General features: G+C 45.6%; 8 protein-coding genes. 5 read left to right on the top strand and 3 right to left on the bottom strand.

The annotated features are described in order from the left end of the window. Positions 1–6: 6 nt before the first annotated feature. Positions 7–1,299: a phenylacetate--CoA ligase family protein gene (locus U0033_RS27255; RefSeq protein ID WP_072360005.1), complete on the top strand. Its 1,293-nt coding sequence runs from the start codon at positions 7–9 to the stop codon at positions 1,297–1,299. Here the strand turns inward: U0033_RS27255 and U0033_RS27260 are convergent. Next, complete coding sequence (locus U0033_RS27260; RefSeq protein ID WP_072360004.1) at positions 1,296–1,781, bottom strand: DUF6702 family protein; 486 nt, start codon at positions 1,779–1,781, stop codon at positions 1,296–1,298. The two genes, U0033_RS27255 and U0033_RS27260, sit on opposite strands and share 4 nt — an antisense overlap. 60 nt (positions 1,782–1,841) lie before the next feature. On the opposite strand from U0033_RS27260, the gene U0033_RS27265 reads away from it, so the two are divergent. The 4 genes from U0033_RS27265 to U0033_RS27280 all read left to right on the top strand — a co-directional run bounded on the left by U0033_RS27265 (position 1,842) and on the right by U0033_RS27280 (position 9,913). Beyond that, positions 1,842–2,435, top strand: a complete 594-nt coding sequence (locus tag U0033_RS27265; RefSeq protein WP_245801755.1) for a HupE/UreJ family protein — start codon at positions 1,842–1,844, stop codon at positions 2,433–2,435. 31 nt (positions 2,436–2,466) lie between these two features. Next, the gene (locus U0033_RS27270; protein ID WP_072360000.1) at positions 2,467–4,797 is read left to right on the top strand and encodes a M1 family metallopeptidase; all 2,331 of its coding nucleotides are present in this window, start codon (positions 2,467–2,469) and stop codon (positions 4,795–4,797) included. Between the two features lie 241 nt (positions 4,798–5,038). Further along, entirely contained in the window at positions 5,039–8,293 is a 3,255-nt protein-coding gene (locus tag U0033_RS27275; protein WP_218164017.1) for a SusC/RagA family TonB-linked outer membrane protein, read from the top strand. A gap of 12 nt (positions 8,294–8,305) precedes the next feature. Next, complete coding sequence (locus U0033_RS27280; protein WP_072359998.1) at positions 8,306–9,913, top strand: SusD/RagB family nutrient-binding outer membrane lipoprotein; 1,608 nt, start codon at positions 8,306–8,308, stop codon at positions 9,911–9,913. Between the two features lie 76 nt (positions 9,914–9,989). On the opposite strand, the gene U0033_RS27285 is transcribed toward U0033_RS27280, so the two are convergent. After that, on the bottom strand, positions 9,990–11,573 hold the full coding sequence (locus tag U0033_RS27285; RefSeq protein ID WP_072359996.1) for a SusD/RagB family nutrient-binding outer membrane lipoprotein: 1,584 nt from the start codon (positions 11,571–11,573) through the stop codon (positions 9,990–9,992). A gap of 11 nt (positions 11,574–11,584) precedes the next feature. Further along, positions 11,585–14,704, bottom strand: a complete 3,120-nt coding sequence (locus tag U0033_RS27290) for a SusC/RagA family TonB-linked outer membrane protein (protein WP_083571490.1) — start codon at positions 14,702–14,704, stop codon at positions 11,585–11,587. Positions 14,705–14,841 lie beyond the last annotated feature (137 nt).

Genomic DNA, 14,841 nt, shown 5'->3' on the forward strand with positions numbered 1-14,841 from the left:
GATACCATGTATATACCCACCATAGAATTGCAGCCCTCTTCTTCCATCAGGGCATTTCAGGAAAAAGAAGTCCTTCACCTGCTGGGCTACCTGCGGGAGTTCTCACCTTTTTACAGAAATTGGTTTGCCGAACACGGCGTACATCCTTCTGACGTGAAATCGCTGGATGATCTCTGGCGTATTCCACCAGTCACGAAGGAGCATCTGCAACAGCAGAACTGGGAATTCCTGTGCGTGGACAAGCGTAAGATCGCTGAATATACAACTACCTCCGGCACCCTCGGCAGACCTGTGATCATTGCACTGACACAGAAAGACCAGGACCGCCTGGCTTACAATGAATACATTTCTTTTTGCTGTGCAGATGGTACGGAGAATGATACCTACCAGCTGATGCTCACGCTGGACAGGCAGTTTATGGCCGGGATGGCTTATTATAATGGTATCCGCAAACTAGGTGCTGGCGTGCTGCGTGTAGGCCCGGGAGTACCTTCACTGCAATGGGAGAATATACAGCGTATACAGCCTACTACTATTGTAGCAGTGCCTTCATTTATCGTGAAACTGATCGCATTTGCGAAGGAACATAACATTGATATCAACGCTTCTTCAGTGAAGAAGGCTGTATGTATAGGGGAGAATATCCGTAGTGCGGATTTCACCTACAATGTATTGGGTAAGAAGATCACGGAGCAATGGGATATCAAGCTCTATTCAACTTATGCCAGTACAGAAATGCAAACGGCATTCACGGAGTGTAATGCAGGTCATGGTGGACATCATCATCCTGAATTACTGTATGTTGAATTGCTGGATGATAATAATCAACCCGTAGGCCCGGGACAGGATGGCGAAGTGACGATTACGACACTGGGTGTGGAAGGCATGCCCTTACTGAGGTACAAGACCGGGGACATCTGCCGTTACTTTGAAGAACCTTGTTCCTGTGGTCGTCATTCAAAGCGTTTATCGCCGGTGATAGGCCGTCGTAAGCAGATGATCAAATACAAGGGAACAACCCTGTATCCACCGGCACTCTTTGACCTGCTGAACGATATGGAAGAAGTGAAAGAGTTTGTAGTAGAAGTATTCTCCAACGAAATAGGCACAGACGAAATCCTGCTGCACCTTTGGCCGGTGCAGGAATCAGAAGAAATAGACAGAAAGATCCGTTCTTATCTGCAGGCGAAACTGAGAGTGATCCCCCAGATCAGGTATGTAGGGCAGGCGGAGATCATGAAGATGCTGATGCCGGAAGGCGTACGTAAACCACTGAAATTTGTGGATAAGCGCAGCTAGAAACTTACGGAGACAGTGGCTTTTGGATTATCCAGTTTATTGCTCTTTCTCACACCATCCCTGATCACATGTATCATGTTGATCTGGTTAGGATGTTCGCCGTACAGGATATCGTCTTTAACTTTCACCTGTTTAAAGGGCGTCGCATTCTGGGCTACGAGAAAGCACCAGGCTGCCTCTTCTTCAATTTTATAGCCCAGGTAGGTCAGTTTAATCAATTTGCCATCTACATTTACAACCAGGTGCCGGTTGATGTAACCGGCTATGAGGCTATCCATCCGGGCCTTATTGGCAGGATGGATAATGTCCAGGGGGAGTTTAGACTCCTTTTTCAGTACATTCTCCAGGTCGTCGGCAAAGATCCGGCAGCTGACCTGGATCTCGTTTTTAGCTTTTATGTGCTCGATTTCTGTGACACTCACATAGAATGGGTGAAAGGCGAAAAAAGCTGGCAATAACCATTTATATAATATTAAACCCACTTGCCTAAAAAATTTTAAATATTAGCAGTAACCTTGTATAATTACCAAAAATAGGAAATTGTGAGCACCGAATTCGGGATGTATTTTCAAATGGGCTGGCAGCATATAATTGCCTGGGATGGCTACGATCACATCCTGTTTATCATGGCCTTATCCGCAATTTATATGCTCCGGGACTGGAGAAAGGTTCTCGTACTCGTCACCGCCTTTACCATTGGTCATGCAGTTACACTGGCGCTGAGCCTCACAAACGTCGTCTATGTTCAAAGCAGTCTGATAGAACTGCTCATACCAATTACTATCTGGATAACCGCTCTTTTCAACATGTTTAAAAAAGAGCTGTCACCACAAAAAGTCCAACTGAACTATTTGTTCGCATTGTTTTTCGGCCTCGTGCATGGTATGGCTTTCTCCGCATACCTGAAGAGTTTGATCGGAACCCGGGAAAACATTCTGCAACCCTTATTAGCCTTCAATCTCGGGCTGGAAGCAGGACAGATGGTGGTCGTGGCAGGGGTATTATTACTGGCCGGAATCATTGTAAATGTTACAGGTGTAAAGCGCAGGGATTGGAATATTTACCTCTCTGCAGCCATTTTTGGGATCGCTGTCCTGATAACCATTGAGAGATGTAAAGAATTTATAACAAAATAGACAGGGACAACCAACTGTCAGTAGATTTCTTATGAGAAAAAAAGCAATCAAATTGGCTCTGGCGGCTTGTTGCATCACCGCCGGGGCGAGCGCGCAATCCTTAGCACCTACCGGCTCTGACCATGGCAACAAGTTTGAGCAATTAGGTACCATCCTCCAGACGCCCAACGAATACCGTTCCGCTTCCGGAGCGCCCGGTCCTAAGTATTGGCAACAAAGAGCCGATTACGACATCTCCGCGACCCTGGACGATGACAAGCAAAAGCTGACGGGAAAGGAGACTGTTACCTATTTCAACAACTCTCCTGATCCGCTGACTTACATCTGGTTGCAACTGGATGAAAATGAGCATAACCCTAAAAGTGACAATAACAGCTTTGACGGGAGCGCCATGAAATCCAAAATGACGATGAGGGATGTAAACCAGATCCTTGGCCCACGCCCTGGTTTCGGTACCAACATTGTAAAGATCACCGACGAAAACGGGAAGGATATTCCATATACCATCAACCAGACCATGCTGCGGATGGATCTGCCACAAACCCTGCAACCCGGTCAGAAATTAAGGTTCAAGGTAGAGTGGTGGTACAACATCTCCGATCGTACGATCGAAGGCGGTCGTGGCGGTTATGAGTACTTCGCTGAAGATAAAAACTACCTCTACACCATTACACAATGGTATCCCCGCCTGGCAGTGTATTCTGATTTCCAGGGCTGGCAGAACCATCAGTTTACCGGTCGTGGCGAGTTCGCCCTCACTTTTGGCAACTTCCATGTAAGCATGAATGTACCTGCTGACCACATCGTAGGTGCTACCGGCGAATGCCAGAACTACAAGGAAGTGCTGACAGGCGTACAATACCAGCGCTGGCAACAGGCACAAAGTGCAAAAGAGCCGCTGGAAATCGTGACACCTGATGAGATGAAGAATAACATGGCAAGTCATGCGACCGGCCGTAAAACATGGGTGTATAACGCTGAGAACGTACGTGACTTCGCACTGGTATCTTCCCGCAGACTGGTATGGGATGCGATGGCCACTAATGTGGAAGGGAAAAAAGTGATGGCCATGTCTTACTACGGTCCGGAAGCTTACCCGCTGTGGAAACGCTATTCTACCAAGGTAGTAGCCAATACCCTGAAAGTATATTCCAAACATACCATTCCATATCCTTACCCCGTAGCCATTTCTGTAGAAGCTGCCAATGGCATGGAATACCCGATGATCTGCTTTAACTATGGCCGTACTGAAAAAGACGGCACTTATTCCGAAGCCGTGAAGAATGGTATGATAGGTGTAATCACTCATGAAGTAGGTCACAACTTCTTCCCTATGATCGTGAACTCTGACGAAAGGCAGTGGACATGGATGGATGAAGGACTGAATACGTTCTGCCAGTTCCTCGCAGAACAGGAGTGGGATAACAACTTCCCTTCCAACCGTGGTCCGGCTTACAAGATAGCAGACTATATGCGGATGCCTAAGGATCAGCTGGAGCCTGTCATGACGAACTCTGAAAACATTGAGCAATTTGGTCCTAATGCATATGCAAAACCATGTACAGCGCTGAATATTCTGCGTGAAACTGTAATGGGCCGTGAACTGTTTGACTTTGCTTTCCGTGAATATGCACGTCGCTGGGCATTCAAACATCCTACACCGGCAGACTTTTTCCGTACAATGGAAGATGCATCTGCGGTGGACCTGGATTGGTTCTGGAGAGGATGGTTCTTTGGTATTGAACCAGTGGATATCTCTATTGATAGCGTGAAAATGTTCCGCCTGGATACGAAGGATCCTCAGACAGCAAAGGCTGAAGCAAAAGCGAAATACGACCATAATGCAGACCATATCTCCCGCTCACGCAACAAAGCTGCAGGAATGAAATTCACCGCAGAGCAGGATACCGCGTTACAGGATTTCTATTATAAATGGAATCGCTTTAATGTAAATGAAGAAGATAAGCAGGCATACGGCAATTTCTATGCAGGTCTGAGCCCTGAAGAGAAGAGATTGTATGAAAGCAAAAAGAACTTCTACCAGGTATCATTCAGCAATGTAGGCGGGCTGGTAATGCCGCTGATCATAGAGTGGACATATGCAGATGGTACAAAAGAAACAGATCGTATTTCGGCATATATCTGGAGGCATGATGAAAACCATGTAACCAAGGTATTTGCAAAAGATAAAGAAGTGGTGTCTGTTAAACTGGATCCATTGAGAGAAACTGCTGATATTGATGAAGCAAATAACAGCTGGCCAAGAGCGTTGACACCAACAAGGTTCGAATTGTTCCGTAGCGAGCAGGCAGCAAGAGGTTCTTCTACCGGAGGTAACCCCATGCAGCAGCAACGTAAATAATCTTTACATCGCTTAATAATGAAGCGCTTTTGCCCAGGAGGCAAAAGCGCTTTTTGTTTAATCCCTTTTAGAAATACTTAACAATTAGTTAAGGTATACTAAACAAATTGTTAAAACTCCTTTTGGATATTTGCACCCATTATAGACCATAGGGATTGTAGAAGCTAGCCTAGCCGTTAAAAGAAGTCTTAAACATTTAAATCGCTTTATAGTAGTAATTCACATCAACTAAAAAACAGTTATGCCAAAAAGATGTAACGCATTCGCAAGGATGTTAATGGTAATGCTATTGCTGCCGTTTTCCTCCTTCGCGCAAAAACTAATTACCGGCCATGTACTGGCTAAATCAGACCAGACACCTATACCCAGTGCGAGGGTCATTGTAAAAGGCACAAAGAACGGAACAGTCACCAATGTAGATGGGAGTTTCTCAATCAAAGCTGAAAAAGGAAATGTATTATCGATCAATGGACTCGGGATTACTCCATCTGAATATACTATCAATGGCGAAGATATTACAATCGCTGTTGAAGCCAGCACCAAGGATCTCAACGAAGTAGTAGTAACAGCGACCGGGGTAAAGAAAGAAGTAAAACGCCTTGGATACGCTATCCAGGACGTAAAGGCCAATGACCTTACCCAGGCTCGTGAACCTAGTGTGCTCAACTCACTGAAAGGTAGCGTAGCAGGTCTCTCTATCAATATCACACCTGAAATAGGTCACTCTCCCAACGTGGTAATGCGTGGCGAAGGTAGCCCCATGTATGTAATAGATGGTGTACCTATGAGCTCTGATACCTACAACATCAACCCGGATGATATCGAAAGCTTTACCGTGTTGAAAGGCCCAAGTGCCTCAGCATTGTATGGTTTCAGAGGTAAATTTGGTGTGATCATCATCAATACCAAAAAAGGTACGAAGAACAAACGTGGATATACTGTTGATTTCAATAATAGTACACAATGGAATGGTGGCTTCATCGCACTGCCTAAATACCAGGATGATTATGGTGCTGGTGAATATGGTAAATATGCCTTTGGAGACGGTAAAGGTAGTGGTGTAAACGACTATGACTATGACATCTGGGGGCCAAAACTGGATGGCCGTATGCTGCCACAATATGATGGTGTGTATGATGCAAATACGACCTATACCACCAGCTTTGAAGATGGTACTTCCTTCCAGGGCCACATTAAACCAACTGCATGGACAGCCCGTGGTAAAAACAACCTGAAACGCTTTCTGCAAACAGGGATCCTGAACAGCACCAGCATTGCGGTGAGTTCTTCTACTGAAAAGGCAGACCTGCGTTTTTCAATGGGCAACAGTTACCAGAAAGGAATCGTTCCCAATACACAATTAAACAACTTTAACGCTACTGCAAGCATCGGTTATAAATTTACAAAGCGATTCTCTATCAGCACTTATATTAACTACAGCCGCCAGTCTACTCCAAACATTCCGGATGTAAACTATGGTCCTAACAGTATTATCTACAACATGATCTTGTGGGGTGGCGCTGACTGGAGCGTAGATGATATGCGTGATTACTGGCAGCCTGGTAAAGTAGGTATCCAGCAGAAATATGCTGAATACTATCGCTATAATAACCCATGGTTCATGAGCTACGAGTGGCTGAGAGGTCACTATGTAAACAACGTAAGTGGTTATGCCGCATTGAACTATAATGTTAACCCCAATATCGACCTGACCTTACGTCCAAGCATAACAACTTACAATTTTACCAATACAGAAAAATTGCCTTACTCTGCTACTGTTTATGACAGGGCGGAGCACAAAGGGGATTACCGTGTGGATAACCGCTCCCTCTTCGAATCAAACGTAGAGTTCCAGGCTAAGTATCATAAAAATGCAATCCTCGGTTTCCTCGATGTGCAGGGTATGTTAGGTGGTAATGCCAGGACTTTCCGCTTTAATTCTGAGTTCACCACTACCAACTACCTGAACGTACCAGGTGTATATGCATTCTCTAACTCACTGAACTCTGTACAGGCTTCTTCTTACAACGCTGAAATGCTTGTACTGAGTGGCTATTATTCACTGGATCTGGGTTATAAATCTTATGTGACGGCGAACATCACGGGTCGTTTCGATAAGTCTTCTACATTACCTGCACAGAACAATACCTATTTCTATCCTTCATTCAACCTCGCTACAGTTATATCTGACTATGCAAAATTGCCTAAAGCGATTTCCTTCCTGAAACTGCGCGGATCATTTGCCAGCAGTAAAGCAGGTGGTACTAAAGGATTCTTCTCTCCAAATGTATCTAACCTGGCAGGTGGTGGTTATGGTTATACTTACCTGTCTCCATACGATGGCCCTGAATATGCTTTCTCCCAGGTATATGGACTCAAGCCTTATTATAATAACCAGAACAGTGCATCTTATACTGATATCCTGGTGGATAATGACATTAAGACTGATGAAAGAAAAGCTTACGAAGGTGGTCTGGATGTACGTTTCCTGGAAAACAGGTTAAGCCTGGATGTGACCCGTTATCGTTATACAGATGACCTGATCTTTAAAGGAAACGTATCAGAATCAACAGGATATTCACAGTTAACAAAGAACCAGGGCCGTACTCAGAATGATGGTTGGGAAATTACCCTGGGCGGTGCTCCCATTCGTAACAAAGAGGGTCTGAACTGGGATGTTAATGTAAACTGGTTCAGGTTCGTAAGGAAGTGGGTAGATAATCCAAGTGGTGACAACTGGGTACATAGTGGAACCCGTACAGACCTGGTATATGACAATGCATTTGTACGTACCTCAGATGGTAAAATGGTAATTGACAAGGCTTCAGGTTTGCTGCTGCGATATGCAGATCTGGGTGTGAATGCGAAGAAAGTATATGGTCACTCAGATCCTGACTGGCAGTGGGGTATCACCAATACCTTTAGTTATAAGAGCTTCTCTTTCCGCTTCAGATTCGATGGTATGGTAGGTGGTGTGGTACACGACTACGTACGCCAGAAATCACTGCAGGGTGGCCGTCATATCGAAAGTACACAGGGTAAATTTGGAACAGCACGTCCGGATGATTCAAAAGGTGCTACCGGCTTCTCCTATGTGGGTGAGGGTGTAAACCTGACTGGTGGTACTATTCAGCTGGATCCTGTGACTGGTAGAATTACCAACGAAAAAGAACTGACTGTATCTCAGAATACAACCAAAACTTCTGTACAGCAGTATGTAACCAGGATGGCTTCTATCAATGACCTGGATAATATCAAAAAGACCTATGCTAAACTGAGAGAAGTAACCCTGACTTACAGGCTGCCATCCAATCTCTTTGGCAGTCATGCGGTATTCCAGAATGCTTCCCTGTCTGTAGTAGGTCGTAACCTCCTGTATTTCTTCCCTGGCCGCTACAAGGATATGGACGTAGACCAGTACACACAGGATAGCGGATCCGGTCTGCAAACGCCTACTACCCGCAGTTACGGTGTGAACCTGAATATTACCTTTTAATACCCGAACACAATGAGAAGATATCAACATATACTTATCATAGCATTAGGTTGTCTTATAATGACAGCTTGTAATAAAAAAATTGAAGAGCTACAGGCCAACCCGAATCAGCCAGGTAGCGTAACCGCAGAACTGCTGCTGGGTGCTATACTGACAGATATGTCGGGTACGCAGGACAAAGGCTCGCTGCAAGGTTATGGTTCATGGGGTGCCGTTCAGCGCTGGAACCAGTATTATTGCCGTAACTATGAATATTATGGTGATAACCAGTATGGATGGGCGAGTGGTAGCTTTGATAGCTATATCGTACTGAAAAACGTAGTGCAGATGGAAAAAGAAGCTGCTTCACGTGGTGCAGATTCTATCAATCCTTATGAGTCTATTGGTAAGTTTGTACGTGCGTATTACTATTACAACATGACCTCCCTGATGGGAGATATTCCGCTGAATGGCGCTGTACAGGGTACTGGTAATCTTACCCCGGTTTATGCTGCACAGAAGGATGTATTCAGGTTTGTGCTGAATACGCTGGATACAGTGAATAACCACCTGGTACAACTGATCAGAAAAGGGGATAATACCATCTCCGGTTCTGGCCAGGATATTTATTACAAAGGTGACCTGAACCAGTGGCGCAAACTGGTGAACAGTTTCAAACTTCGTGTGCTGATCAGCCTGAGTAATAAGTCTGCAGACAACGAATTGAATGTCGCTGCTCAATTTGCTGCTATCATCAACAACCCTTCCAACTACCCGGTTTTCACATCAGTAAGTGATGATTTCAAGTTCACCTATGTACCTACCTATAACGTTTATCCACAAAGCCCTAACAACTTTGGATCGGATGCACAGCGTTATAACATGGCGAATACTTATGTGCATAACCTGACAGATCTGAATGATGCACGTGTGTTCATTACCTGTGAGCCAGCGTGGAATATCATTGCTACCAAGGGTTACAGTGCGGTAGACTATCGTTCATTTGTAGGAGCCAGCACAGGTGAATCTATTGCTAATATGTATTCTGATGCAATCGCAGGTAATACTTCCCTCATCAACCGTAAGCGTTATTATGATACTTACACTGGTGAGCCGGATGTACTGGTAGGTTACAAAGAGATGTGTTTTAACATCGCAGAAGCGATCAACAGGGGTTGGATCAGTGGTGATGCAGAAACCTGGTACAATACAGGTATAACCGAATCATTTAAGTTCTATGGTATTACTGCCGCACAAACCAGTTATACAGCGTATTTCCTGAAGTTTGGTAGTTCGCTGGGTGATTATACCTCTTATCCGTTTACATTCAATTTAAGCACCTATTTAGCACAATCTACAGTGAAGTATGCAGGTGCTGATGCCGGGTTAAAACAGATCCTCACACAGAAGTACCTGGCTATGTTCCAGAACTCCGGTTGGGAAGCTTATTTTAACTACCGCAGAACAGGCGTACCTGCTTTTGACCAGGGAACTGGTATCGGTAACAATGGCCTGATCCCTAAGAGATGGGGTTACCCGAGTACTGAACAGAACCTGAATGCAACGAACTGGAAAGCAGCGTTGACAAACCAGGGATTGAGCAGCGATGATATCAATGGCTCAATGTGGTTGATAAAATAAAAAAACAAAAGCCGGACCTGAACAGGTCCGGCTTGTTATTGCTGCTTTTTATAGCGGTATAGATGGCTATACTAAATTATTTATCCCACCACACCTTCGTCATCAACGAATTACTTCCCTGCCTTGCAATTGCCTCCTGGTAATTCGTTGCATTGCTGGCCGCCTCTGATGCGGGATATAACATCCTTCTTGGAATCTGCCCACCAGTTGCATTGCCCACATAATTTACCGGAGTTAATGCCGGATATCCACTTCTTCTCCAGTTCGCCCATACCTCATACCAATCCAGCATACTTGCTGCCCAATACTGGGTATTGATCTGGTTGTAACCATCAGCATCATTATAAGGATGTGCTGCCAGGTAAGTCTGAATAGCAGTACTGCTGATGGCCGCTGACGCATCGTACTGCGCCAGCTGACCCATTGCAGCGCTCACCCCATTAGCATAATGTGTTGCAGCATCTGCTCCCACATTCCAGCCTCTTTTAGCGGCTTCTGCCAACAGTAGCTCTACCTGTGCATAAGTAATTAAAAACGTCGGTCCGTTCAGTTTCAGGAACACGTTCTTATTCAGAACGGAATATTTTGCCAGGTCACCAGGGTAACCCGGTGCCTTGGAAATGTCTGTCGCACTACCTTCGCCATTGGTATCATAGCCATTCGGCATCCCCAGCTGATCAGCAGCTGCTGTGCTGCCTGTAGCCGGTACAGTGCCGATATACGCCAGGCGGGGATCGTTATTAGTTTTGAAATAGTCAATAAAAGTTTTGCCCAGACTAGCCTCCCCTTTATTAGCAATCGCATTCCATTCACCGGAAAGGATATTACTATTCCTGTTTACGGTAGTTCTGCCACCCGCCGCATCGTGCAGAATGTAAGCATTCGCACTGTTGGCAGAGATCACACCACCCGCATACGCTTTCTCTACTACCTGCTGTGCAGTGGCCAGGTCTACTTTTGTGAGACGCATACCAATACGAAGCATCAGGGAATAAGCCAGTTTCTTCCAGTTATCCACTACCACGCTGGCGGTGGCACTACCTCCTTTATTATAAATGAGGTCACCCTGACCCGGTACTGCTTTAGTAGCATCCAGTGCTTTGGCAGCAGCATCCAGTTCATTGACCATATCGGTATAGATGCTTTGCTGCGCATCGTATTTAGGAGCATAGTTCTGAGCACTATACCCGGCACCTGCTTCAGAATAAGGAATATCACCGTATACATCTGTCAGACGCTGAAAGATCATTACACGGGCAATGCGTGCCATGTTATACTGATTGGAAAAATACGCATCAGATTTAGTCAGGCGTATTACATCCGTAATGTATTTCACCTGGTCAGTATATGCTTTGTCAAACAAGGCATTGGACCATGCATCGTTCTGTGTATACTTATCACCTGCATACCAGCTTACATTTGATAACTGTTGCATCATCATTGCACAGTAGATGATGTTCACGCGCCAGGTATCGTAACTGTAATCACTGTTACCTGTATATTCCAGCAGTGCACGGGTAAAGTTGTACTCCGGTACACCTGTGCTTTCACTGGATTTGTTCTTATCTGTGTTAATGCTTTCAAAGTTCTTAGTACAAGATGGCAGCAGCATTAAAGCAGGAAAAGAAATAGCAAGGATCTTTTTATATAGAGCGTTCATTGCAGCTGGTTTTAGAATTTAACATTCAGGTTAACACCAAAGGATTTGCTTGTAGGCAGACCGGCATATTCAAGACCCTGTGCATTACTATTGCTATAGTTTGATTCAGGATCGATGTTGGGTGTAGATTTCTTAAAGTAGAACAGGTTACGGCCAACCAGCGACACACTTACACCATGCAGCTTATTGTGCAGGGCAGCACTGCTGAAATCGTAGGTCAGGCTCACGGAACGGAACTTGATGAAATCAGTCTTATACACCTGGAGGGCTGAGATACCTCCCAGCTGGTTGTAATAGGTCTGTGCATCAATAGTCTTTGTTACCGGTGCACCTCCATCATCTACACCAGTTACGCTGATACCACTTTCGCGGCCGGGCAGTGTTTCTTTCTGCAAGCCGTATTTGTAGGCATTCGCATTTGTACCTGAGTAAATGTGGCCGCCTGATTTAAAGTCGATCAGGAATGAGAGGTGGAATTGTTTGTAAGCAAAATCATTACTCCATCCGCCGCTCCATGGTGCTACACCAGTACCTGCACTCACCAGTGCATCTGTACGCTGTGGCAAACCGGAGGCGTTCAATACCAGGTTACCCTTTCCATCTTTCTTATAATCATACACCATGATCTGCGCATACGGCTTACCCACCACATGCTCTATGAAAGCTGATTCAGTGCGGGATTCCCCATTCTCCACCACCATTTCGTTCTGGCCCGGTGCTAACTGGATCACCTTGTTTTTATTGTTAGCAATATTCACCGTAGTGGCCCAGGTGAAGACACCTGATTTTACCGGACTACCACCAATCATAAATTCGAAACCGCTGTTCTCCAGCTCGCCCACATTCACCAGCGCGCTGGAATAACCGGAGCCTAAGGATACGGTTGCTGTAACGATATCGTTCGTTGCTTTCTTATTGTAATAACTGAAGTCACCAAACACGTGGTTGTTGAACAACTTAAACTCAGCACCCACTTCCAGTTCTTTTACTTTCAGTGGTTTCAGCGCCTTGTTAGGGATCTTGTTGTCGATATCACCGATCGGCGCACCGTTTACAGTAGCTCCCAGTGTGCTGTAATACAGGGCTGTTTTATATTCATCGGCATCACCACCTACCTGTGCATAACCGGCACGGAGTTTACCGAAGTTGAGCCAGCCTGCATGTACGTTTTCAGAGAAAACATAAGAGATAGTAGCCGATGGATAATTGTAAGAGTTGTTCGCCATCGGCAGGGTACTGCTCCAGTCGTTACGATCTGTCAGGTTCAGGTACAAGACATTGCTGTAAGCCAGTTCCAGCGCACCATACACAGAGTGTACTTCTTTCTTGTATTCGATAAGTGTGCTGTTCTTTGTACCTGCAGTAGATGGGTTGTACACAAATGGGAAGGCGAAATTAGATGCGGTGACATCATTGACCTTATCAGTTTTTTGCAACAGGTTCGCGCCGGCATTCAGGTTCATGCTGATCTTGCGGGTAATATTTTTATTTACACCAATCAGCACATCGGCATTCATTTCATTGAACTGCCTGTTACGCTCCAGGTCCAGGCTACCGGTAGGGCGGTAAGCTGTACCCCATGGCGTAATAGAAGTAGCATTGAAGCTGAAAAAGTCATTGGCCACACGGCCCTGGATGTAGAACCAGGAAGTAGGTGCGTAGCGCAGACTGGTCATACCAATCACGCGGTCTTTCTTCGTATTGTTCATAAACCGGTAAGCAGCAAAGTAAGGATTGGTGCTGAACAGGTCACTGCTAAACACGGTTTCTTTACCCTGTGCATCATAGCCAGGAGCAAGGAGAGAAGCCTTCACATTCGCAGGTAAGAACGCAATGGCATAGTTACCATTACCGGGAGCGTCACTCAGGTTAGAGCGGTTGTTGGTCACTTCTTTAGCGTATGTGATGTTCGTTTGTCCGCTCCATTTCTCCGACATTTTGTAATTAAGATCCAGGTTCACGTTATCACGGATGTACTGTGTATTTGGGTAAATACCATTGCTACGCAGGTCACCGAGAGATACGCGATAAGTGGTCTTGTCAGATCCGCCAGCTACAGAAATTGTATTGCTGAGTGTAGACCCTGTTTTATAGAAATCTTTTAAATGGTTACCTTGTTTGGAGTAGGGATGTGTTTGTCCGTCAAAAAGCGTGACAGCAGAATCATCCAGTTTGGTGCCCCAGCTGGAGAGACCACTGTTCAGGGCAGAAGTTTTGTCAGTGGGGTGTGCTCCCATAATACCCTGTCCGTATACTTCCTGGAAGTCGAGGAAGTCGTTCAGTTTATCAACTGTAATGTTGCTGTTTAGTTCTACAGCCAGCTGACCTGCTTTACCTGATTTGGTAGTAATGAGGATCACCCCGTTTACACCTCGCTGACCATAGAGGGCAGAAGCTGCCGCACCTTTCAGGATGGTCATATCTTCGATGTCATCAGGATTGATACTGGAGATCCCATCGCCAAGGTCAGCGCCGCCCCACATGGTGGCAGAGCCGAGGTTCGCGTTGTTCATAGCGATACCGTCTACTACATATAGTGGCTGGTTGTTGCCACTCAGCGATGAGTTACCCCTGATAGTTACGCGGGATGAGCCACCTGGACCGGTGGACGGAGGGGCACTGTTCACACCGGCTACGCGCCCTTCCAGCGCATTTGCCACGCTTATTTCGCGGGCTTTGGTCATATCAGCGCCCTGTACTTTTGATACAGCATAACCCTGACTGCGGGCTTCTCTGCGTATACCCAGTGCAGTTACTACCAGTTCGTTCAGACCTTTTACTGTTTCTTCAAGAACAATGCTGATGGTATTGTCTGCACCTATAGTGATTTCCCTGGGAGTATAGCCAACGTAAGAGAATACCAGTACATCGCCCGCCCCTGCTGCGATGTGGTATGCTCCGCTTATATCGGTTTTAGTTCCCTTGTTACTATTTTTGAGCGTTACGGTTACGCCGGGCAATGGATTGCCGTGAACGTCGCGCACTATACCCGTAATGTCTCTCTGTTGCCTTGCGGCATACGTTAAAAGAGAAGGAGCCGCAACGGCCGTCTGTATGCCGTTTGAGAGCATGAGGCCTAGCACAATGCCTGCGGCACTGCATGCTTTTGACAAGCGTAGTGTACGTTTCATAGATACTGCCTTTAAAATTGACCTAATGGATGTTGTTGCTCATAGGAATGACAGTGGATGTAGTACATCCATGCATTCCAGGTAACTGTTAGTGATGTTGATTGTCGACTTTAGATTTTGGTTGATAAGCAGTATGA

This window comes from Chitinophaga sancti (genome assembly GCF_034424315.1).
In the GTDB taxonomy this organism is placed as follows: Bacteria; Bacteroidota; Bacteroidia; order Chitinophagales; family Chitinophagaceae; genus Chitinophaga; species Chitinophaga sancti.